Source organism: Streptococcus mitis (assembly GCF_001579045.1).
Lineage (GTDB): Bacteria > Bacillota > Bacilli > Lactobacillales > Streptococcaceae > Streptococcus > Streptococcus mitis_D.
In genome coordinates this window covers 387,043-410,355 of sequence record NZ_KQ970262.1, presented here as the reverse complement: position 1 = coordinate 410,355, position 23,313 = coordinate 387,043, and the positions used below count along the sequence as shown (strand labels likewise).

Sequence of the window (23,313 nt, the reverse complement as noted above, 5' to 3'; positions counted from 1 at the left end):
TTGATTGTTTTGATATATTATAGTAAAATGGAATAAAAATGCTAAAGGATGTTAAATATGAAGAAGTTGGTTTATGCGAGTCTAGCCTTTTTATCAGTCTTTACTTTGGTGGCTTGTTCTGATCATAAGAAAGAGACAAAAGTTTCAGAAGCAAAAGTGGAACAAAACCAAGCCAAGTTTGATGAAAAGTTGTTCAAAGAAGCAGGTCTATTGCCTTTTAAAAGTGAAAAACAGCTTGAACTTGGCGAACTAGATTCTAAAAATCGCGCGACGGGTGCTCATATTCAGCTAAAAGATAGCGATGAGCCAACTGAGAAAAGAGATTCAAAATTGACCTATGATCCAGTAGGGTGGCACAACTATAAATTCTTTTACGGAGATGGCCGGGAAGAAGCTTGGTTGATGAGTAGAGGTCATTTGATTGGCTACCAATTTAGTGGTTTGAATGATGAAAAGAGAAATTTAGTTCCTATGACTAACTGGCTTAATGCTGGAAACTATTCTGGAACTGACGAATATAACCAGAGTAGTATGCTATACTATGAAAATCGATTGGATTCATGGCTTGCTAATCATCCTAACTACTATCTTGATTACAAGGTGACGCCAATTTATCAAAATGATGAGCTTATTCCTAGACAAATAGGGTTGCAATATGTAGGGATTGATGAAAATGGTAAGCTCTTAGAAATTAAGTTGGGTAGCAGTAAGGAAAAGGTGGATAAGTATTTTGTGACGCATGTCGTTTTAGATAATGTTTCGGCTAATGCAGAAATTAACTATTTGGATGGTACTGCTAAAAACCTAGTTGAAGACGCAAAGGTAAAAGAAGAAAAAGCCAAGAAGGAAGCTGAGGAAAAGGCTAATAAAGAGGCGGAGGAAAAAGAAGAAGCCGAGAAGAAGGCGAAAGAAGAGGAAGAAAAGGCTCGTCAAGCAGAACAAGAAAAGGAAGAGAGTCAGGAATCAAATACGCAATCAGCAAATTCAGGTGGTTATTTCAAAGATTCCAGAGGAAGATGGCATAAACCAAATGGCAAGTATGCCTCTAAGAAAGAAATTAAAGCAGCTGGATTGCAGTGGTAGGAAAAATTTAGTAGATATACAGTCAAAAAAAACTGTTGCAAGGCGGTTTTTTTTGTTGCGTGTTTTGGGGTAATATAGTAGAATTATGGAGATATTAAATATTTTTTGGAGATTAATATGAAGAAAAAAATAATTATATTGTCAATGTGTCTGATATTAGGAATTTCTGGTCTTGGATACTATTTCTTATCTTATGTCCCCTACAGATCTGCTGTAACTAAGTTTGAAGATATAGTCAAAAATTTACAAGAAAAAAATAAAGAGGTTGAAAACCAAATAGCTGAGACTGAGAAAGTAATTGATAGTGGCGAAGAGCCATTGGATTCAAAAAAATTAGAAGAATTAAAAAAAGCAATTGAAGATAGTCAGAATTCGCTTCGAAAAGTACCAGAAATGGAGAAATCAACTGCTAAGATTGAGGAGCAAATAGAAGAATTAAGCAAGCCAGTGGACTATAGTGAAACAATAAAGAATTTATCTGACAAACAGACTCTTTATCAAAATAGTATTCTTCAGCTAAAACAAATTACAAATCCATCTAATACTTTTGTTGAAGAAAGACTCAAAGAAATTTCTTCAATTACAGGAGTACAGTCTGTTACTGAAAATAACGATCCAAATAATAAATTGAATAAACAAGGTGGGTATACAGCGTCTGTATATTTTGTTGACAATCAAGTTACACATTCAGTAGAAGGATCTGATATTGTTCAGAAAGGAAATGATGCTGGTGGAAATGTAGAGGTGTATAAGACAAAAGAAGAAGCTGAAAAACGCAACACCTATATTAGCGCATTTGATGGTACTGCTTTAAATCCTGGATCACACTATGTTTATGGAACAGTTTTAATTCGTACTTCACATTATCTAACAGGAACACAGCAGAAAGATTTAACTGAAGAAATTTATAATAAACTGATTGAACTTAAATAATTTAAAAATTGGATAGCTATTAGTTTATTTAACTAACATACAGTCAAAAAGCCGTTGCAAAGCGGTTTTTTGTTATAATGAAGGGGAGAATTATTGATATTAAAGGAGAAAAACATGACATTTGAAGAAATTCTGCCTGGATTAAAGGCTAAGAAAAAATATGTACGAACTGGTTGGGGAGGTGCTGAAAACTATGTTCAACTTTTTGACACTATCGAGCAAAATGGGGTTGCACTTGAAGTGACGCCCTACTTCCTAATCAACGTTTCTGGCGAAGGAGAAGGTTTTTCCATGTGGAGTCCGACACCTTGTGATGTTTTGGCGACGGATTGGGTAGAAGTGCATGACTAGACGCGTATTGATTACGGGAGTAAGTTCAGGGATTGGTCTGGCTCAGGCTCGACTTTTTTTAGAGAAGGACTATCAAGTTTATGGAGTTGACCAAGGTGAAAATCCACTCTTAGAGGGTGATTTTCACTTTTTACAGAGAGATTTAACCTTGGACTTGGAGCCTATTTTTGACTGGTGTCCTCAGGTTGATGTTTTGTGCAATACTGCTGGAGTTTTGGATGATTATAAACCGCTTTTGGAACAATCAGCCCAGGAAATTCAAGAGATTTTTGAAATCAACTACGTGACTCCTGTTGAGTTGACTCGCTATTATTTGACACAAATGCTGGAAAATAAAAAGGGAATCATCATCAATATGTGCTCTATTGCTTCTAGCCTAGCAGGTGGCGGTGGACACGCCTATACTTCTTCGAAGCACGCCTTGGCTGGATTTACCAAGCAGTTGGCTCTAGACTATGCTGGAGCTGGGATTCAGATCTTTGGTATCGCTCCAGGGGCAGTCAAGACAGCTATGACCGCTGCAGATTTTGAGCCAGGTGGATTGGCTGACTGGGTTGCTAGTGAAACACCAATCAAGCGCTGGATTGAACCAGAGGAAGTGGCAGAAGTCAGTCTCTTTTTGGCCAGTGGAAAGGCATCTGCCATGCAGGGTCAAATTCTGACAATAGATGGCGGATGGTCTTTGAAATAGGAGGATCTGATGGAAATCAAAAGACATTTTGGAGTCTACGCTGTTTGCTTTGAAAATGAGAAGTTACTCTGCATTGAAAAAACGAGAGGCCCTTATCAACATCGGTATGACCTACCTGGAGGCAGTCAGCAACTTGGTGAAGGACTGACGGAAACGCTGACTAGAGAAGTTATGGAAGAGACGGGATTTACTGTTAGAAGCTACTCTAATCCTCGAATCTACGATGTTTTCGTCAGGGAAGAGTTAAAAAATTTTATGGTTCACCATATCATGGCCTTGTATGATGTTGAAATGAATGAGAGTGCACCTCAAGTTACGATTTCGGAAGCTGTGTCTGATGGTGCGAATGATTCACTTGGATATATTTGGATGGATATTCAAGAGATAACAGAAGAAAATGCATCGCCATTAGTCTTGAAGGTTAAGTCTGAATTATTAGGATTTCCAGAATTGGACAAGACTTTGTATATGAATTGGAAGGTGAATGGACATGAAAAACCAACTAGCCCTTAGCGGCGAGAAAATCACTGAAAAAGTTTATCCTCAGTTATTGCACCACGTCGGTATGATTCGTGGGGAATACTTACTGAGAGAGCTCAATCAAAACATCCTATTAGCAGGTTGTCAGCAATTTGTAAAAGATTATCTAGATACCATTTGCTCCTTGTATTCAGATGAAGAAGTTTGGTATCGTTTTTCAGAATTAACGAATACAGAAGCTAATTGTCTAAAGGGGACTAAAGAGTATTTTGATGAAAATCATCCCTTATTTGGATATAGAGGAACTAGGCGTTTGCTGGCGTGTCCGGATGAATTTCAGGCTGAAGCACATGTCGTTACAGAAGTTTATCAAAACAATCCCAATCTATCTGTTATCTTTCCTTTTGTCAATGATGCTGAACAGTTAAAGCAAGCTATTACAGTATTGCGTCAGCAGGGTTTTACTGGGAAAGTTGGCACGATGATTGAATTACCGTCAGCGTATTTTGACTTGGATAGGATACTGGAAGCGGGCATTTCAAAGATTGTAGTTGGAATGAATGATTTGACTTCTTTTGTTTTTGCGACTGTGAGAAACAGTCAATGGCATGATATGGAAAGTCCAATAATGTTAGATATGCTAAGAGATATGCATAATAAAGCAAGGATGAAAAAGATTGACTTTGTTGTAGCAGGCTATCTGAATACTTCTTTCATACAAAAAATGAATCAGATGGATATCGAATGCATTCTCCATTATAGCTCTATTCCGGATATTTTTGATTTAGAGATTGACCATCCAGACCACCTCAAACGTGTAAAAGAAGAAAGTAAAAAATTACAAAGGAGATACCTATGACACCGCAAGAAATGTGGAATGCATACAAGAAAATTAACCCCTCTATCGGAGATGAAATCGATGCTTGGGCTTTTGGAGTGGAAGCCGATATCTTAGCAGATTTGGTTTTAAAAGGAGAAAAGACAGCAACCGCCTCGGCCTACGACCTCTACGCACTAGAAGACGAGTCTCTTCCGCAAGAAGGCACCTTTGATGTTATTTTAGATAGTCAAAATCAGGCTGTCTGCATTGTTGAAATTACAAAGGTTTCTGTTGAACCCTTCAATCAAGTGTCAGCTGACCATGCCTTCAAAGAAGGGGAAGGTGACAAATCCCTAGCCTATTGGCGCCAGGTTCATGAGGATTGTTTCGCCGAGTGGTTGAGAGAAGCAGGACTGACTTTTATACCTGACAGCAAGGTTGTTTTAGAAGAATTTCGCAAGGTCTACCCTCTGTAGACAGATAGAAGGAAGAAAGTTTTGGAAATTACCGTCCAATCCTTTTTTCTTAAGCAAAACATGATATAATAAGTTTGTTTGAAGAAGAGCTCTAGCTCTTAAACTTAGATAGGAGAAAATTATGCAAGCAGTTGAACATTTTATTAAGCAATTTGTTCCTGAACATTATGATTTATTTTTAGACTTGAGTCGTGAGACCAAGACGTTTTCTGGGAAGGTGACCATCACTGGTCAAGCACAGAGTGACCGCATTTCCCTTCACCAAAAAGACTTGGAAATCGTTTCTGTAGAAGTTGCAGGGGAAGCTCGCCCATTCACAGTTGATCATGACAATGAAGCCCTTCATATCGAATTGGCTGGGGCTGGTCAAGTTGAAGTGATTATCGCTTTCTCAGGAAAAATTACAGACAACATGACAGGGATTTACCCATCTTACTACACAGTTGATGGAGTCAAGAAGGAAGTCTTGTCTACTCAATTTGAGAGCCATTTTGCGCGCGAAGCCTTCCCATGTGTGGATGAGCCAGAAGCCAAAGCAACTTTTGACCTCTCTCTACGTTTTGACCAAGCAGAAGGTGAATTGGCCTTGTCTAATATGCCAGAAATCGATGTTGAAAAACGTAAGGAAACAGGTATCTGGAAGTTTGAGACAACACCTCGCATGTCTTCTTACTTGTTGGCCTTTGTTGCGGGTGATTTGCAAGGTGTGACGGCTAAGACTAAAAACGGTACTCTCGTAGGTGTTTATTCAACCAAAGCTCATCCACTATCAAACCTTGATTTCTCACTGGATATCGCTGTTCGCTCTATCGAGTTTTACGAAGATTACTATGGAGTTAAGTACCCAATCCCTCAATCTCTCCACATAGCCCTCCCTGACTTCTCAGCTGGAGCTATGGAAAACTGGGGTCTTGTGACCTACCGTGAAGTTTGCTTAATTGTAGATGAAAACTCTACATTTGCCAGTCGTCAACAAGTTGCCCTAGTTGTGGCACATGAGTTGGCTCACCAATGGTTTGGTAACCTCGTAACTATGAAATGGTGGGATGACCTTTGGCTCAATGAAAGTTTTGCCAACATGATGGAATACGTCTGTGTGGATGCTATTGAACCAAGCTGGAATATCTTTGAAGATTTCCAAACAGGTGGAGTACCTCTTGCTCTTGAACGTGACGCTACTGATGGCGTTCAGTCTGTCCACGTCGAAGTTAAACATCCAGATGAAATCAATACGTTATTTGATGGCGCTATCGTCTATGCCAAAGGAAGTCGCCTCATGCACATGCTTCGTCGTTGGCTAGGGGATGCTGATTTTGCTAAAGGTTTGCACGCTTACTTTGAAAAACACCAATACAGCAACACCATTGGTAGTGACCTTTGGGATGCCCTTGGTCAAGCGTCAGGACGTGATGTCGCAGCCTTCATGGATTCTTGGTTGGAACAACCTGGTTATCCAGTTCTCACTGTTAAAGTTGAAAATGATGTCTTGAAGATTTCACAAAAACAATTCTTTATCGGTGAGCACGAAGACAAGAACCGTCTCTGGGTTGTGCCACTCAATAGCAACTGGAAAGGCTTGCCTGATACACTTGAAACTGAAAGTATCGAAATCCCTGGCTACGCAGCTCTTCTTGCAGAAAACAAAACAGCACTTCGCCTTAACACAGAAAATACAGCCCACTACATTACCGACTATCAAGGAGACTTGTTGGCTGCAGTTCTTGCTGAGCTAGAGACACTTGATAACACAAGCAAACTGCAAATCGTCCAAGAACGTCGCTTGCTTGCTGAATCAGGGCACATTTCTTATGCAGACTTGCTCCCAGTTCTTGATAGACTTGCTAAGGAAGAATCTTATCTTGTCGTTTCAGCTGTTTCTGAAGTAATTTTTGCCCTCGATCGCTTTATCGATGAAGGAACAGAAGCTGAGACAGCCTTCAAAGTATTGGTCGCTAAATTGGCTCGTCATAACTATGACCGTCTTGGTTTTGAAGCTAAAGACGGAGAATCAGATGAGGATGAACTGGTTCGTCAGCTGGCTGTTTCTATGATGATTCGCTCAAATGATGCAGAAGCTAGTCAAGTCGCTAGCCAAATTTTCGCAACACACAAGGAGAATCTTGCAGGACTCCCAGCAGCTATTCGTTCACAAGTTCTGATCAATGAAATGAAACATCATGAGACCAAAGACTTGTTAGCACTTTATCTTGATTCTTATACTCACGCAACAGATGCTGTCTTTAAACGTCAGTTGGCCGCGGCTCTTGCCTACAGTATAGATGCGGACAATATCCAAACCTTGATTGCTTCTTGGAAGGACAAATTTGTGGTCAAACCACAGGACTTGTCTGCTTGGTATTACCAATTCCTAGCTCACCAAGTAACTCAGGAAACAGCTTGGTCTTGGGCGCGTGAAAACTGGGCTTGGATTAAGGCAGCTCTTGGAGGAGATATGAGCTTTGATAGCTTTGTTATCCTTCCTGCCCATGTATTTAAAACTCAGCAACGCTTGGCGGAATACAAGGAATTCTTTGAGCCACAACTTTCTGACCTAGCTCTTAGCCGTAACATCGGTATGGGAATCAAGGAAATTGCAGCGCGTGTTGACTTGATTAACCGTGAAAAAGCTGCAGTCGAAGCAGTCGTTCTTCAATATGGGAAAGCTTAAACATTCGTAAAATAATAAAAACTCAACTTTCTCTCTTAAAGTAAGAGGGAGTTGAGTTTTTTTTAAGGCAAATTTGGTATAATGGTTTTAATAAGGAGGAGTTTCTCATGATAAAAATCTTATTAGTTGAGGATGACCTAGGCCTGTCAAATTCAGTATTTGACTTTTTAGACGATTTTGCGGATGTCATGCAGGTATTTGATGGTGAAGAAGGACTCTACGAAGCTGAGAGTGGCGTCTATGACTTAATTTTGCTCGATTTGATGTTGCCTGAAAAAAATGGCTTCCAAGTATTGAAAGAATTGCGTGAAAAGGGAATTACGACTCCAGTTCTGATCATGACTGCCAAGGAAAGTTTGGATGACAAGGGACATGGATTTGAACTGGGAGCAGATGATTATCTGACCAAACCTTTCTACCTAGAAGAACTCAAAATGCGGATTCAGGCCCTTCTCAAACGTTCAGGCAAGTTTAATGAAAATACCTTGACTTATGGAAATATTGTGGTTAATTTGTCAACCAATACCGTTAAAGTCGAAGATACTCCTGTCGAATTGCTGGGGAAAGAGTTCGATTTATTAGTTTATTTCCTTCAAAATCAAAATGTTATTTTGCCCAAGACTCAGATTTTTGATCGTCTATGGGGATTTGATAGTGACACAACGATTTCAGTTGTAGAAGTTTATGTTTCAAAAGTCCGTAAGAAATTAAAAGGAACCACTTTTGCAGAGAATTTGCAAACCTTGCGCAGTGTTGGGTATATTTTAAAAGATGTTCAGTAAACTAAAAAAAACATGGTATGCGGATGACTTTAGTTATTTTATCCGCAACTTTGGTGTCTTCACTCTGATTTTCTCTACAATGACTCTGATTATTTTGCAGGTCATGCATTCGAGTCTTTATACTTCGGTGGATGATAAGCTTCATGGACTGAGTGAAAATCCTCAGGCAGTTATCCAGCTGGCAGTAAATAGGGCAACAGAAGAGATTAAAGATTTAGAGAATGCCGCTACAGATTCTAGTAAGACTGAGGTGAAGCCCAATGTCAGCTCCAATACGGAGGTCATTCTCTTTGATAAGAATTTTACCCAGCTCCTTTCTGGAAACCGATTTTTGGGATTGGATAAGATTAAGTTAGAGAAAAAAGAACTAGGACATATCTACCAGATTCAGGTTTTTAATAGCTATGGGCAGGAAGAAATCTATCGTATGATTTTGATGGAGACTAATATTGACTCTGTGTCAACCAACGTAAAATATGCTGCTGTCTTGATTAATACCAGTCAGTTGGAGCAGGCCAGTCAAAAGCATGAGAAATTGATTGTGGTCGTGATGGCTAGTTTCTGGATTCTGTCTTTAGTTGCCAGTCTCTATCTAGCTAGGGTCAGTGTTAGACCCCTGCTTGAGAGCATGCAGAAGCAACAGTCCTTTGTGGAAAATGCTAGTCATGAGTTACGAACTCCACTTGCAGTTTTGCAAAATCGCTTAGAGACCCTTTTCCGTAAGCCAGAAGCTACCATTATGGATGTGAGCGAAAGCATTGCATCGAGTTTGGAAGAAGTCAGAAATATGCGCTTTTTGACGACAAATCTTCTTAACTTAGCTCGGAGAGATGATGGGATCAAGCCAGAACTTGCAGAAGTTCCAACCAGTTTTTTCAATACGACGTTTACAAACTATGAGATGATTGCTTCTGAAAATGACCGTGTCTTCCGTTTTGAAAATCGCATCCATCGAACGATTGTCACAGATCAGCTTTTACTAAAACAACTGATGACCATCCTATTTGATAATGCTGTCAAGTATACTGAAGAGGATGGTGAAATTGATTTTCTTATCTCGGCGACTGATCGCAATCTGTATTTACTGGTTTCTGATAATGGAGTCGGTATTTCGACAGAAGATAAGAAGAAAATTTTTGATCGTTTTTATCGAGTGGACAAGGCTAGAACTCGGCAAAAAGGTGGTTTTGGTTTAGGGTTATCCCTAGCTAAGCAAATTGTAGATGCGCTTAAAGGAACCATTACTGTTAAAGATAATAAACCGAAAGGAACAGTCTTTGAAGTGAAGATTGCCATCCACACACCATCTAAAAAGAAAAAATAAACATATCGCTCCAGATGGGGCGATATGTTTATTTTTTAAGTTTTCGTTTGATAATAGACCGTTGAATTTTTAAAACAAGTAAGCTGGATCCGATTGCTGCAGCAAAGGCAAGAGCAGTTGAGAATTTTAATGCTAAAAAGATAAAACTAAAGATAGCAATACAGATACAAAAAACAGCGATATTAACAAAAAATAGGATTTCCTTGAGATTGGCATCAGATTGCGCTTCAGGTGTATAATCTTGATAGCGAGGAATCTGACGGCTTAATTCTTCTTGATAGTCTACCTCATAGGATTGTAATTTTCTTACGGGCATTATTCTCTCCTTAACAGTACATACCTATTTTATCATTTTTTCAGCAGAGAATTATTACAGAAAGATTACAAAAAGAATAAAGTCCCTTTTCATTTTCAAAGAATGGCTGATTTTGGAGAAATGTGGTATAATTTTTCTTATGGAAAAGATTATCATTACAGCAACTGCTGAAAGTATTGAACAAGTTGAACAACTACTCGAAGCTGGCGTAGACCGTATCTATGTCGGTGAGAAAGATTTTGGCCTTCGTCTGCCAACAACCTTTAGTCATGACCAATTGCGTGAAATCGCTAAGCTGGTTCATGATACTGGTAAAGAATTGATCGTTGCGGTCAATGCCCTCATGCACCAAGATATGATGGACCGTATCAAGCCTTTCCTGGACTTCTTGGAAGAAATTAAGACAGATTACATTACAATTGGGGATGCAGGTGTCTTTTACGTAGTCAACCGCGATGGTTATTCCTTTAAGACCATCTATGATGCTTCAACTATGGTGACAAGTAGTCGTCAGATTAACTTCTGGGGACAGAAGGCTGGCGCATCTGAGGCTGTTTTGGCGCGTGAAATTCCATCAGCTGAACTTTTCAAAATGCCAGAGATTTTGGAAATTCCTGCTGAAGTTTTGGTTTACGGAGCTAGCGTTATCCATCATTCTAAACGTCCGCTCTTGCAAAACTACTATAACTTTACGCATATCGATGATGAAAAGACGCGTAAACGTGACCTTTTCTTGGCTGAGCCAAGTGATCCTGAGAGCCATTACTCTATCTTTGAAGACAATCATGGGACCCACATCTTTGCTAACAATGACCTTGATTTGATGACAAAATTGACAGAATTGGTAGAGCATGGTTTCACTCACTGGAAACTAGAAGGACTCTACACTCCAGGTCAGAACTTTGTTGAGATTGCAAAACTCTTTATCCAAGCGCGTAGCTTGATCCAAGAGGGCAACTTTAGCCATGACCAAGCTTTCTTGCTGGATGAGGAAGTACGTAAGTTACACCCTAAAAACCGTTTCCTTGATACAGGATTTTATGACTACGATCCTGACATGGTTAAATAAAGTAAATGATTCGTTGAGAGAGGGAAGATGCAAACATTTCTTCTCTCAATTTTTCTTATTCTCCAATATTTTCAAAAAATAAGTAGGCTAGGATGCTCTGTTTGTTGGGATTTTTAAGAAAAGTAACCTTCTTGAGTTTGAAAATTATCCCATGTTTGCAGGTGCCAAATGGCTCTTTTTTTGGTATAATTTTTTATAATGAAAACGATTGGTAATCGCTATGTTGTGGTGGATTTAGAGGCAACTAGCACAGGTAGTAAGGCTAAAATTATTCAAGTGGGAATTGTTGTGATTGAGGATGGAAAAATCGTCGATCACTATACGACGGATGTCAATCCACATGAACCCTTAGATGCTCATATCAAAGAACTGACAGGATTGACAGACCAACGTCTGGCGCAAGCACCTGATTTTTCGCAAGTTGCTAAAAAAATCTTTGACTTGGTGAAGGATGGGATTTTTGTAGCCCACAATGTTCAGTTTGATGCCAATCTTTTGGCGGAAAATTTATTTTTTGAAGGCTATGAACTAAAAAATCCTCGTGTAGATACGGTCGAATTGGCCCAGGTCTTTTTCCCTGAACTGGAAAAATATAGCTTGCCGATATTGTGTCGAGAATTAGGAATTCCTCTAAAACATGCTCATACAGCCCTTTCAGATGCCCAAGCTACTGCGGAATTACTCTTATTTCTACGGGAAAAGATGGCCCAACTTCCTAAAGGTCTCTTGGAACGCTTGCTGGAAATGGCTGACGCTCTCTTATATGAGTCCTACTTGGTTATTGAGGAAATTTATCGCAACCAATCTATCCTGACTTCTTCAGATTTGGTCCAAGTTCAAGGACTGTATTTCAAGAAAACTGCAGCTCCTCTGGAGCCACGAAAACTATCTCAAGATTTTTCTAAAAATATTTCTCTGTTGAATCTTGAAGTGAGGGAGAAGCAAGAAAATTTTGCTAAAGAGGTTGGCTTGCTATTGAAAGATGAGTCTGTCTCTCTGATTCAAGCACCGACAGGGATTGGGAAAACCTATGGTTATCTCTTACCCGCTTTATCTCAAGCCAAAGAGCGTCAAATTGTCCTTAGTGTTCCGACAAAGATTCTTCAAAATCAGATCATGGAAGAAGAAGGTAAACGTCTCAAGGAAGTGTTCCATATAGATATTCATAGTTTAAAGGGACCTCAAAATTATTTGAAGTTGGATGCCTTTTGTCGTTCCTTGCAGGAAAATGATGAAAATCGCTTATTTAGACGCTTTAAAATGCAACTCTTGGTCTGGCTAACAGAGACAGAAACGGGGGATTTGGATGAGATTGGCCAACTCTACCGTTACCAACATTTTCTGACTGATCTTCGTCATGACGGGAATTTATCATCTCAGAGCTTATTTGTGACGGAAGATTTTTGGAAATGTAGTCAAGAAAAGGCACAAACCTGCAAGCTTTTAGTGACCAATCATGCCTATCTTGTAACCAGACTGGAAGATAATCCTGAATTTGTCAGCGACCGTTTATTGATTATTGATGAAGTTCAAAAGATCTTGTTGGCTCTAGAAAATCTGCTTCAAGAGACCCATGATATCCAGTCTATTATCGATTTGCTTGATAAGGCTTTACTGGAGGAGCAAAATAAGGTTCAGCAACGAATACTAGAAAGTATTCGCTTTGAGTGCTTCTACTTGATAGAACAATTTCAGTCTGGCAAATCTAGGAAAAATATCTTAGATTCTCTTGCCAATCTCCACCAGTATTTTTCAGAATTAGAAGTAGAAGATTTTGAGGAACTGGTTCGCTATTTTACAGCTGACCGAGATTACTGGCTTGAAGCAACTGAGACGGGTCAGAAGAAAATTCAGATTTCCTCTACAAAATCAAGACGTATTCTCCTATCTTCCTTAGTGCCTGATTCATGTCAAGTCTTGGGAGTGTCGGCTACTCTTGAGATTAGTCAGAGAGTTTCTTTGGCAGACCTGTTAGGCTATCCCGAAGCTAAATTTGTTAAGATTGAAGCTGGCAAAAAACAGGATCAAGAAGTAGTCATGGTCAAGGATTTTCCCTTGGTAACAGAAACCTCCTTAGAAGTTTATGCCAGAGAGGTAGCTGATTTACTAGTGGAAATTCAAGCTTTCCAGCAACCGATTTTAGTTCTCTTTACTGCTAAAGACATGCTTCTAGCAGTATCAGATATACTCCCTGTGAGCCATTTGGCCCAGTATAAAAATGGGGATGTTCATCAACTGAAGAAACGCTTTGAAAAAGGTGAACAACAAATCTTGCTTGGTGCAGCAAGTTTCTGGGAGGGAGTTGACTTTTCAAGTCATCCTTTTGTGATTCAAGTTGTACCAAGACTTCCTTTCCAAAATCCCCAAGAACCCTTGACGAAAAAGATCAATCAGGAACTGAATCAAGAAGGGAAAAATGCCTTTTATGATTATCAATTGCCAATGGCTATTATTCGTTTAAAACAGGCTTTGGGAAGAAGTGTGAGACGCGAATACCAACGTTCCTTAACCCTCATTCTGGATAGGAGAATCGTCGGAAAACGATACGGCAAGCAAATAGTGACTTCTCTAGCAAAAGAAGCGACTGTTAAAACCATCTCTCAATCCGAAGTTGATGAGGCTGTTGATAAATTTTTAAATGAACTTTGATAAATAGTATTGTATGAAAGTATAAGGTTAGTGTATATGAAACGTTCTCTCGACTCTAGAGTCGATTATAGTTTGCTATTGCCAGTATTTTTTCTACTGGTTATTGGCGTGGTGGCTATCTATATAGCTGTTAGTCATGATTATCCAAACAATATTCTGCCCATTTTAGGGCAGCAGGTTGCTTGGATCGCCTTGGGGCTTGTGATTGGTTTTGTGGTCATGCTCTTTAATACAGAATTTCTTTGGAAAGTGACCCCTTTTCTATATATGTTAGGTTTGGGACTCATGGTCTTGCCGATCGTCTTTTATAATCCAAGCCTAGTTGCATCAACGGGTGCCAAAAACTGGGTATCAATAAATGGAATTACTCTCTTCCAACCGTCAGAATTTATGAAGATATCCTATATCCTCATGTTGGCTCGTGTGATTGTCCAATTTACAAAGAAACATAAGGAGTGGAGACGCACAGTTCCGCTGGACTTTTTATTAATTTTTTGGATGATTGTCTTTACCATTCCAGTCCTAGTTCTTTTGGCACTTCAAAGTGACTTAGGGACGGCTTTGGTTTTTGTAGCCATTTTCTCAGGAATCGTTTTATTATCGGGGGTTTCTTGGAAAATTATTATCCCAGTATTTGTGACTGCTGTATCAGGAATTGCTGGTTTCTTAGCTATTTTTATCAGCAAGGACGGAAGGGCTTTTCTTCATCAATTAGGAATGCCGACCTACCAAATCAATCGTATCTTGGCTTGGCTCAATCCATTCGACTTTGCCCAAACAACCACTTACCAACAGGCTCAAGGGCAGATTGCCATTGGGAGCGGTGGCTTATTTGGTCAAGGTTTTAATGCTTCGAATCTGCTTATTCCAGTTCGTGAGTCGGATATGATTTTCACGGTTATCGCAGAAGATTTTGGCTTTATTGGCTCTGTCCTTGTTATTGCTCTTTACCTCATGCTGATTTACCGTATGTTGAAGATTACTCTTAAATCAAATAACCAGTTCTACACTTATATTTGCACTGGTTTGATTATGATGTTACTCTTCCACATCTTTGAGAATATCGGCGCTGTGACGGGCTTGCTTCCTTTGACGGGGATTCCCTTACCTTTCATTTCTCAAGGTGGATCGGCTATTATCAGTAATCTGATTGGTGTGGGCTTACTTTTATCGATGAGTTACCAGACTAATCTAGCTGAAGAAAAGAGCGGAAAAGTTCCATTCAAACGGAAAAAGGTTGTATTAAAACAAATAAAATAAGGAGAAAATCATGGTAAAAGTAGCAGTTATGTTAGCTCAGGGCTTTGAAGAAATTGAAGCTTTGACAGTTGTAGATGTCTTGCGTCGTGCCAATATCACATGTGATATGGTTGGATTTGAAGAGCAAGTGACGGGTTCACATGCAATCCAAGTAAGAGCAGATCGTGTCTTTGATGGTGATTTATCAGACTATGATATGATTGTCCTTCCTGGCGGGATGCCTGGTTCTGCACATTTGCGCGATAATCAGGCCTTAATTCAAGAGTTGCAAAGTTTCGAGCAAGAAGGCAAAAAAATAGCAGCCATTTGTGCAGCGCCAATTGCCCTCAATCAAGCAGGGCTATTGAAAAACAAGCAGTACACTTGTTATGATGGCGTTCAAGAGCAAATTCTTGATGGTCACTACGTCAAGGAAACAGTAGTGGTAGATGGTCATTTAACAACCAGTCGAGGCCCCTCAACAGCCCTTGCCTTTGCCTACGAGTTGGTGGAGCAATTAGGAGGAGATGCAGAGAGTTTACGAACAGGAATGCTCTATCGAGATGTCTTTGGTAAAAATCAGTAAAACGGGAGTTATTATCTCGTTTTTTATGTGGAAAAATCAGGGAAATCATCGCTTTTTTCATAAAAAAATGCTATAATGAAAGGTATGAAATATCACGATTATATCTGGGATTTAGGTGGAACTTTACTGGATAATTATGAAACGTCAACAGCTGCATTTGTTGAAACATTGGCACTGTATGGCATCACACAAGACCATGACAGTGTCTATCAAGCTTTAAAGGTTTCTACTGATTTTGCGATTGAGACATTCGCTCCCAACTTAGAGCATTTTTTAGAAAAATACAAGGAAAATGAAGCCAGAGAGTTAGAACACCCGATTTTATTTGAAGGAGTTTCTGACTTATTGGAAGATATTTCAAAACAAGATGGGCGTCATTTTTTGGTCTCTCATCGAAATAATCAGGTTTTGGAAATTTTAGAAAAAACCTCTATAGCAGCTTATTTTACAGAAGTGGTGACTTCTAGCTCAGGCTTTAAGAGAAAGCCAAATCCCGAGTCCATGCTTTATTTAAGAGAAAAGTATCAGATTGGCTCTGGTCTTGTCATTGGTGATCGACCGATTGATATCGAAGCAGGTCAAGCTGCAGGACTCGATACCCACTTGTTTACCAGTATCGTGAATTTAAGACAAGTATTAGACATATAAGAAAAAGGAATAAGATGACAGAAGAAATCAAAAATCTGCAGGCACAGGATTATGATGCCAGTCAAATTCAAGTTTTAGAGGGCTTAGAGGCTGTTCGGATGCGTCCAGGGATGTACATTGGATCAACCTCAAAAGAAGGTCTTCACCATCTAGTCTGGGAAATTGTTGATAACTCAATTGACGAGGCCTTGGCAGGATTTGCCAGCCATATTCAAGTTTTTATTGAGCCAGATGATTCGATTACTGTTGTCGATGATGGGCGTGGTATCCCAGTCGATATTCAGGAAAAAACAGGCCGACCTGCTGTTGAGACCGTCTTTACGGTTCTTCACGCTGGAGGAAAATTTGGCGGTGGCGGATACAAGGTTTCAGGTGGTCTTCACGGAGTAGGGTCATCAGTAGTTAATGCCCTTTCCACTCAATTAGACGTTCATGTCCATAAAAACGGTAAAATTCATTACCAAGAATACCGTCGTGGTCATGTTGTTGCAGACCTTGAGGTGGTTGGGGATACAGATAGAACTGGAACAACGGTTCATTTTACACCGGACCCAGAAATCTTCACTGAAACAACAACCTTTGATTTTGATAAATTAAATAAACGGATTCAAGAGTTGGCCTTTCTAAATCGCGGTCTTCAAATCTCCATCACAGATAAGCGCCAAGGTTTGGAACAAACCAAGCATTACCATTATGAAGGTGGGATTGCTAGTTATGTTGAATATATCAACGAGAACAAGGATGTGATCTTTGATACACCAATCTACACAGATGGTGAGATGGATGATATCACAGTTGAAGTAGCCATGCAGTACACAACGGGTTACCATGAAAATGTCATGAGTTTCGCCAATAATATTCATACACATGAAGGTGGAACGCATGAACAAGGTTTCCGTACAGCCTTGACACGTGTCATCAACGATTATGCTCGTAAGAATAAGTTACTGAAAGACAATGAAGACAACTTAACAGGGGAAGATGTCCGTGAAGGACTGACTGCAGTTATCTCAGTTAAACACCCAAATCCGCAGTTTGAAGGACAAACCAAGACCAAACTGGGGAATAGCGAAGTGGTCAAGATTACCAATCGCCTCTTCAGTGATGCCTTCTCTGATTTCCTCATGGAAAATCCACAGATTGCCAAACGTATCGTGGAAAAAGGGATTTTGGCTGCCAAAGCTCGTGTGGCTGCCAAGCGTGCGCGTGAAGTCACCCGTAAAAAATCTGGTTTGGAAATTTCCAACCTTCCAGGGAAACTAGCAGACTGTTCTTCTAACAATCCTGTGGAAACAGAACTCTTCATCGTCGAAGGAGACTCGGCTGGCGGATCAGCTAAATCTGGTCGTAACCGCGAGTTCCAGGCTATCCTTCCGATTCGCGGTAAGATTTTGAACGTTGAAAAAGCTAGCATGGATAAGATTCTTGCTAACGAAGAAATTCGTAGTCTTTTCACAGCCATGGGAACAGGATTTGGGGCAGAATTCGATGTTTCAAAAGCCCGTTACCAAAAACTCGTTTTGATGACAGATGCCGATGTCGATGGAGCCCACATTCGTACCCTTCTTTTAACCTTGATTTATCGTTATATGAAACCAATCCTAGAAGCTGGTTATGTTTATATTGCCCAACCACCAATTTATGGAGTCAAGGTTGGAAGCGAGATTAAAGAATACATCCAGCCAGGTGCAGATCAAGAAGTCAAACTCCAAGAAGCTTTAGCCCGTTATAGTGAAGGTCGTACCAAACCGACTATTCAGCGTTATAAGGGGCTAGGTGAAATGGATGATCATCAGTTATGGGAAACAACCATGGATCCGGAACATCGCTTGATGGCCAGAGTTTCTGTGGACGATGCTGCAGAAGCGGATAAAATCTTTGATATGTTGATGGGGGATCGAGTAGAACCTCGTCGTGAGTTTATCGAGGAAAATGCCGTTTATAGTACACTTGATGTCTAAAAAATCGGGAGAAGTAGTTCCCTTGGTCTAAAAAATATGATATAATCATTACGATTGTTTCAAGTAAAAAAGGAGTTTGATATGTCTAATGGACAACTAATTTATTTAATGGTTGCAATTGCAGTCATTTTAGTTCTGGCTTATGTAGTGGCAATCTTTCTACGTAAGCGAAATGAGGGAAGATTAGAGGCGCTAGAAGAAAGAAAAGAAGAACTATACAATCTTCCAGTAAATGATGAAGTAGAAGCTGTAAAAAATATGCACTTGATTGGACAAAGTCAAGTGGCTTTCCGTGAATGGAATCAAAAATGGGTCGATTTATCTCTCAACTCTTTTGCCGATATTGAAAATAATCTCTTTGAAGCAGAAGGCTATAACCATTCATTTCGTTTTCTCAAGGCCAGTCATCAAATTGATCAAATTGAGAGTCAAATTACTTTGATTGAAGAAGATATTACTGAAATTCGCAATGCTTTGGCAGACTTAGAGAAGCAAGAATCTAAAAATAGTGGTCGTGTTCTTCATGCTTTGGATTTATTTGAGGAACTTCAGCATAGAGTTGCTGAAAATTCAGAACAGTATGGTCAAGCCTTGGATGAAATTAAAAAACAATTAGAAAATATCCAATCTGAATTTTCACAATTTGTAACCTTGAATTCATCGGGTGACCCAGTAGAAGCTGCTGTGATTTTGGATAATGCTGAAAATCATATCTTGGCTTTAACGCATATTGTTGATCGTATACCAGCAATTGTAGCAACATTATCTAAAGAGCTACCAGATCAACTAGAAGATTTAGAAGATGGTTATCGTAAGCTCTTAGATGCTAATTATCATTTTGTTGAAACGGATATTGAAGCGCGTTTCCACTTGCTTTATGAAGCATTCAAGAAAAATCAAGAGAATATTCGTCAGTTGGAATTGGATAATGCCGAATATGAGAATGGACAGGCACAAGAGGAAATCAATGCCTTGTATGATATTTTTACTCGAGAAATTGCTGCTCAGAAAGTAGTGGAAAATCTACTTGCAACTCTTCCAACTTACCTTCAACATATGAAAGAGAATAATACTTTATTGGGAGAAGATATTGCACGTTTGAACAAGACCTATTTACTTCCTGAGACAGCTGCAAGCCATGTTCGTCGTATTCAGACAGAATTAGAGAGTTTTGAGGCAGCTATTGTTGAGGTAACTTCAAATCAAGAAGAACCAACCCAAGCTTATTCAGTTCTTGAAGAAAATCTTGAGGATCTACAAACTCAACTAAAAGATATTGAAGATGAGCAAATTTCAGTTAGTGAGCGCCTGACACAAATTGAGAAAGATGATATTAATGCACGTCAAAAGGCCAATGTTTATGTCAATCGTCTCCATACCATCAAGCGATACATGGAAAAACGCAATCTGCCAGGTATTCCACAAACTTTCTTGAAGTTATTCTTTACGGCAAGCAATAATACTGAGGATTTAATGGTTGAGTTAGAACAGAAAATGATTAACATTGAATCTGTTACCCGAGTTCTTGAAATTGCAACGAATGATATGGAAGCTTTAGAAACGGAAACTTATAATATTGTACAATATGCAACTTTGACAGAACAATTATTACAATATTCTAACCGCTATCGCTCATTTGATGAACGCATTCAAGAAGCATTTAACGAAGCTTTAGATATTTTTGAAAAAGAATTTGATTATCACGCTTCATTTGATAAGATTTCTCAAGCATTGGAAGTGGCAGAGCCTGGTGTAACTAACCGCTTTGTTACCTCATATGAGAAAACACGTGAAACGATTCGTTTCTAAAATAACAAAAAAGATTTGATTGTGTGAAAAGCAGAATCAAATCTTTTTCTATAGTAATATCGTGAGCAAAAGGATTCAAAATGATAAAAACGCATAATAGCAGTTCATGAAAAACTTGATACTATGCGTTTTATTGTGGAAAGACTTACTGGATTTTTTCTCAAATCGAGTTTTTACTCAACTTCTTTATTTGATTGGAATAGAAATCCCAATTAATTTCTCTGAGTAGAGTGTCTTGATATTGGCCTCATCAATAGAGTCCTTATCAATTTTACGTTTCAAGAAAAATTCTTGGATGGCTTCGATTTCAGTTTCTCGAATAGCACGGTGTTTATTTGAGATGAGGATTTCATAGTGAAGCGGAGCATGGGTAAAAATAACATCTGTATTTCCAGCAGAATAGACCTCAACAAGGGTTGCATCTGTACTCTCTAGCTGGCTTTTTACAAGTTGCGAGTGTGAGTTTGTCGTATTGATAAGCTTCATAACATTTCCTCCGATTTTCTAATACTATTATAGCACTTTTTGAATAAAGTAGCTTGATTTAGTCAATCTTATGCTGCTTTTTCCAAGATTCAATAGCCCATTTATGGCTACCACGTTTGAGGTTCTCAATAGCCTCATCAATAGGGAACCAGGCAATATGATTAAAGTCTTCTAGTGGCTTTTGCACTTCTTTGAAAGAAGTCGCTTCATAGAGGTAAGCAGGATTGTAGTAGTAGGTGTCACGGTGACGAGAGTAGAAATATTCGTCAGCTTGTCCGTAATAAGTACCAATTTCAGCTGTGAAACCAAGCTCTTCAATCAATTCACGCTTTAGGGCTTCCTGATGATTTTCACCTGCTTCAATTTCGCCACCTGGTAAGAACCAAGCACCATTAGGAGCTTGAACTAAAACTATTTGTTTTTGTTCAGCGTCAGGGATAACTGCATACACTCCATAGCGTGCAACATAGTCTGTATTCGCTTTTTTTTCTCCGAAAGTTGGGTTTGCCATTGAATTTTCCTCATTATCTAGTATCGTTATTATTATCATAATGGACAAAGGGCAAGCTGTCAAGAAATTACAGTTATTTTAGTAAAAAAGAATCAGAAAATTTTCATTTTCTACTCCTTTTCTATAGGATTTATTTTTCTGTTTCGGAAATTTTGACTTCAGCTTTTTTGGCAGACTTAATTTGAATCTTGCCCTTGCTGGTCATAACTGCCTTGAGGTCTTTTTCGCTTGGATTTTCAAGGTAGTAATCAGTGATTGCGTCTTCAATATAGTCTTGAATAGTGCGGCGAAGTGGGCGTGCTCCCATTTTTGGATCATAACCTAGGTCAACCAACTTTTCCTTGACCTTATCAGTTACATCTAAATGAATGTTGTTGCTAGAGAGGCGCTTGTTAACGTCTGCTAGCATAAGCTCGACAATCTGAAGGAGGTTGTCTTTGCTGAGAGCCTTAAATTCGATAATACCATCAAAACGGTTCATAAACTCTGGACTAAAGAAGTTACCGAGTTCACCGAGAACAGAGTTGGTACGTCCTTCGCGAGCAGCTCCAAAACCAACGCTGGCTTCTGCCTTACCTGTACCTGCGTTTGAGGTCATGATAATAATGGCATCCTTGAAACTGACGGTACGTCCTTGCCCGTCTGTCAAACGACCATCGTCCAAGACTTGAAGAAACATATGCATGACATCTGGATGGGCTTTTTCCACTTCATCCAAGAGGATAAGTGAGTAGGGATTACGACGGATTTTTTCAGTTAATTGTCCAGCTTCATCATAGCCAACATAACCTGGAGGGGCGCCGACCAACTTAGCTACACTGTGTTTTTCCATGTATTCACTCATATCAAAGCGAATCATACTATCAGCAGAACCAAAGAGTTCGATAGCCAGTTGTTTAGAAAGTTCTGTCTTACCGACACCGGTTGGTCCGACGAAGAGGAAGCTTCCGATTGGGCGGTTAGGCGTACCGAGACCGACACGATTACGGCGAATAGCCTTGGCAATCTTATCAACTGCATCATCCTGTCCAATAACATGAGACTTGAGATCTTCGGCTAGATGGATGAGTTGAGATTGTTCTTTCTCTTTTAAATCACCAACAGGGATATTGGTTTTCTGCTCGATAATATGCTCAATGGTTTTCTCGCTGATGATAGGAGTATCCTGGTCCGTAACCTTTTTCTTTTGCATTTCCTTATATTTGGCAATCTGGTCGCGGAAGTAGGCAGCCTTTTCAAAATCTTCTTCTCGTGTAGCTTGAGACTTGAGATTTTCAGCCTCAATCAAGCGTTGATCAATCACTTTAGGATCGACAAAATTCAAGGTCAAGTTCATCTTAGAACCAGCTTCATCTAGGAGGTCAATGGCCTTGTCAGGTAAGAAGCGATCTTGAATGTAGCGATTGGAAAGAGTTGCAGCTGCTTCAATTGCAGCATCGGTATATTGAACGTGGTGGTAGTCTTCGTATTTCTTTTGAATCCCTTTGAGAATAGTGATTGTTTCGTCCACCGTTGGTTCATCGACTTTAACAGGCTGCATACGACGCTCTAAGGCAGCATCCTTTTCAATGATACGGTATTCATTGAGGGTAGTAGCACCGACCAGTTGCAGTTCTCCACGAGCAAGGGCTGGCTTGAGGATATTTCCTGCGTCCATATTACCATCACTCGCAGAACCTGCACCAACAATTTCATGGATTTCATCGATAAAGAGGATAATATCCTCACGTTTGCGAATTTCTTCCATGAGTTTTTGCATGCGTTCTTCAAATTGTCCTCGGATACCCGTTCCTTGGACCAGGCTAACCACATCCAGACGGATGACTTGTTTACCTTGTAGTTTATGTGGAACATCGCCATCAACGATTTTCTGAGCTAGACCTTCGACAACGGCTGTTTTTCCGACACCTGGTTCACCGATAAGAACAGGATTATTCTTGGTTCTACGATTGAGAATTTCGATGACACGGATAATCTCATCGTCGCGCCCAATAACGGGGTCAATGTCTCCACGACGGGCAATCTCAGTTACGTTGATACCAAATTCTTCTAGCAGGCCTTTTTCTTGGCTAGGTGGCGGAGTTTGAGCGGATCCACGATTTTGGGAACCATAACCGCCGTTTCCACCGTAACCTCCACCTGATTGGGTTGGGGGAATAGGAGGAGTGTTGTTAGAAGGTCTGAAATTGTTTAGATCATTGAAGAAATCACCAAAGGGATCAAAGTCACGATTGTTCAGATCCGTCATACCTTTGAAGAGGCTATTGTTAGGATCTGTTTTGATAATCTTATAGCAGTTTTGACAGAGGTCAATTTGTTTTTGTTTTCCATTGAGATTGGTGTAAAGATGAATTGTTGAGTCGTTGATTTTACAGTTTTGACAAAGCATACATCTACCTCATTTCTTTCTTTAGCCTGACCTGTTTAAAGG

21 protein-coding genes are annotated in these 23,313 nt (G+C 39.6%); 17 read left to right on the top strand and 4 right to left on the bottom strand.

What is annotated here, in order from left to right; genetic code table 11:
• The first annotated feature begins 57 nt into the window (after nucleotides 1-57).
• The 10 genes from SMIDD28_RS05040 to ciaH all read left to right on the top strand — a co-directional run bounded on the left by SMIDD28_RS05040 (nucleotide 58) and on the right by ciaH (nucleotide 9,608).
• A complete protein-coding gene (locus SMIDD28_RS05040; protein ID WP_061425158.1) occupies nucleotides 58-1,083 on the top strand; it encodes a DNA/RNA non-specific endonuclease in 1,026 nt (341 codons plus the stop codon).
• Between the two features lie 117 nt (nucleotides 1,084-1,200).
• The gene (locus SMIDD28_RS05035) at nucleotides 1,201-2,016 is read left to right on the top strand and encodes a hypothetical protein (RefSeq protein ID WP_061425157.1); all 816 of its coding nucleotides are present in this window, start codon (nucleotides 1,201-1,203) and stop codon (nucleotides 2,014-2,016) included.
• 114 nt (nucleotides 2,017-2,130) lie between these two features.
• Entirely contained in the window at nucleotides 2,131-2,367 is a 237-nt protein-coding gene (locus tag SMIDD28_RS05030) for a DUF2829 domain-containing protein (protein WP_000141913.1), read from the top strand.
• Nucleotides 2,360-3,058, top strand: coding sequence for a 3-oxoacyl-ACP reductase (locus SMIDD28_RS05025; protein ID WP_061425155.1), 699 nt, complete (start codon nucleotides 2,360-2,362; stop codon nucleotides 3,056-3,058). Before SMIDD28_RS05030 ends, SMIDD28_RS05025 begins: the two co-directional genes overlap by 8 nt.
• Nucleotides 3,059-3,067: 9 nt before the next feature.
• Entirely contained in the window at nucleotides 3,068-3,571 is a 504-nt protein-coding gene (locus tag SMIDD28_RS05020; RefSeq protein WP_061425153.1) for an NUDIX hydrolase, read from the top strand.
• A complete protein-coding gene (locus SMIDD28_RS05015; RefSeq protein ID WP_061425151.1) occupies nucleotides 3,549-4,397 on the top strand; it encodes a putative PEP-binding protein in 849 nt (282 codons plus the stop codon). Before SMIDD28_RS05020 ends, SMIDD28_RS05015 begins: the two co-directional genes overlap by 23 nt.
• Nucleotides 4,394-4,834 (top strand): ASCH domain-containing protein, encoded by a 441-nt coding sequence (locus SMIDD28_RS05010; protein ID WP_061425149.1) that lies wholly within the window; start codon nucleotides 4,394-4,396, stop codon nucleotides 4,832-4,834. The genes SMIDD28_RS05015 and SMIDD28_RS05010 overlap by 4 nt, the downstream gene beginning before the upstream one ends.
• Nucleotides 4,835-4,955: 121 nt before the next feature.
• Nucleotides 4,956-7,502, top strand: coding sequence for a M1 family metallopeptidase (locus SMIDD28_RS05005; protein ID WP_061425148.1), 2,547 nt, complete (start codon nucleotides 4,956-4,958; stop codon nucleotides 7,500-7,502).
• A gap of 107 nt (nucleotides 7,503-7,609) precedes the next feature.
• Nucleotides 7,610-8,284 (top strand): two-component system response regulator CiaR, encoded by a 675-nt coding sequence (ciaR, locus tag SMIDD28_RS05000; protein WP_000590639.1) that lies wholly within the window; start codon nucleotides 7,610-7,612, stop codon nucleotides 8,282-8,284.
• Complete coding sequence (gene ciaH, locus SMIDD28_RS04995) at nucleotides 8,274-9,608, top strand: two-component system sensor histidine kinase CiaH (protein ID WP_061425145.1); 1,335 nt, start codon at nucleotides 8,274-8,276, stop codon at nucleotides 9,606-9,608. Before ciaR ends, ciaH begins: the two co-directional genes overlap by 11 nt.
• A 28-nt stretch (nucleotides 9,609-9,636) precedes the next feature.
• On the opposite strand, the gene SMIDD28_RS04990 is transcribed toward ciaH, so the two are convergent.
• On the bottom strand, nucleotides 9,637-9,924 hold the full coding sequence (locus tag SMIDD28_RS04990) for a DUF3270 domain-containing protein (protein ID WP_061425143.1): 288 nt from the start codon (nucleotides 9,922-9,924) through the stop codon (nucleotides 9,637-9,639).
• Nucleotides 9,925-10,063: 139 nt separating this feature from the next.
• On the opposite strand from SMIDD28_RS04990, the gene SMIDD28_RS04985 reads away from it, so the two are divergent.
• The 7 genes from SMIDD28_RS04985 (at nucleotide 10,064) to ezrA (ending at nucleotide 19,885) form a co-directional block, all read left to right on the top strand.
• Entirely contained in the window at nucleotides 10,064-10,993 is a 930-nt protein-coding gene (locus tag SMIDD28_RS04985) for a peptidase U32 family protein (RefSeq protein WP_061425141.1), read from the top strand.
• Between the two features lie 198 nt (nucleotides 10,994-11,191).
• Nucleotides 11,192-13,642 (top strand): bifunctional DnaQ family exonuclease/ATP-dependent helicase, encoded by a 2,451-nt coding sequence (locus tag SMIDD28_RS04980; protein ID WP_061425139.1) that lies wholly within the window; start codon nucleotides 11,192-11,194, stop codon nucleotides 13,640-13,642.
• Nucleotides 13,643-13,678: 36 nt separating this feature from the next.
• On the top strand, nucleotides 13,679-14,902 hold the full coding sequence (locus tag SMIDD28_RS04975; protein WP_061425137.1) for an FtsW/RodA/SpoVE family cell cycle protein: 1,224 nt from the start codon (nucleotides 13,679-13,681) through the stop codon (nucleotides 14,900-14,902).
• Nucleotides 14,903-14,912: 10 nt separating this feature from the next.
• Nucleotides 14,913-15,467: a DJ-1 family glyoxalase III gene (locus tag SMIDD28_RS04970; protein ID WP_061425135.1), complete on the top strand. Its 555-nt coding sequence runs from the start codon at nucleotides 14,913-14,915 to the stop codon at nucleotides 15,465-15,467.
• 84 nt (nucleotides 15,468-15,551) lie between these two features.
• The gene (locus tag SMIDD28_RS04965; RefSeq protein WP_061425280.1) at nucleotides 15,552-16,115 is read left to right on the top strand and encodes an HAD family hydrolase; all 564 of its coding nucleotides are present in this window, start codon (nucleotides 15,552-15,554) and stop codon (nucleotides 16,113-16,115) included.
• A gap of 14 nt (nucleotides 16,116-16,129) precedes the next feature.
• Nucleotides 16,130-18,076, top strand: a complete 1,947-nt coding sequence (gene gyrB / locus SMIDD28_RS04960; protein ID WP_061425133.1) for a DNA topoisomerase (ATP-hydrolyzing) subunit B — start codon at nucleotides 16,130-16,132, stop codon at nucleotides 18,074-18,076.
• Nucleotides 18,077-18,157: 81 nt separating this feature from the next.
• Nucleotides 18,158-19,885 carry a septation ring formation regulator EzrA gene (gene ezrA / locus SMIDD28_RS04955; protein WP_061425132.1) on the top strand — a complete coding sequence of 576 codons (1,728 nt, stop codon included), beginning with the start codon at nucleotides 18,158-18,160 and terminating at the stop codon, nucleotides 19,883-19,885.
• A 186-nt stretch (nucleotides 19,886-20,071) separates the two neighbouring features.
• Here ezrA and SMIDD28_RS04950 read toward each other — a convergent pair whose 3' ends face one another.
• The 3 genes from SMIDD28_RS04950 to SMIDD28_RS04940 form a co-directional block, all read right to left on the bottom strand.
• Nucleotides 20,072-20,371 carry a DUF1827 family protein gene (locus tag SMIDD28_RS04950; RefSeq protein ID WP_033688621.1) on the bottom strand — a complete coding sequence of 100 codons (300 nt, stop codon included), beginning with the start codon at nucleotides 20,369-20,371 and terminating at the stop codon, nucleotides 20,072-20,074.
• Between the two features lie 58 nt (nucleotides 20,372-20,429).
• Entirely contained in the window at nucleotides 20,430-20,882 is a 453-nt protein-coding gene (locus SMIDD28_RS04945; RefSeq protein ID WP_049509580.1) for an NUDIX hydrolase, read from the bottom strand.
• 130 nt (nucleotides 20,883-21,012) lie between these two features.
• Entirely contained in the window at nucleotides 21,013-23,271 is a 2,259-nt protein-coding gene (locus SMIDD28_RS04940; RefSeq protein WP_061425129.1) for an ATP-dependent Clp protease ATP-binding subunit, read from the bottom strand.
• Nucleotides 23,272-23,313 lie beyond the last annotated feature (42 nt).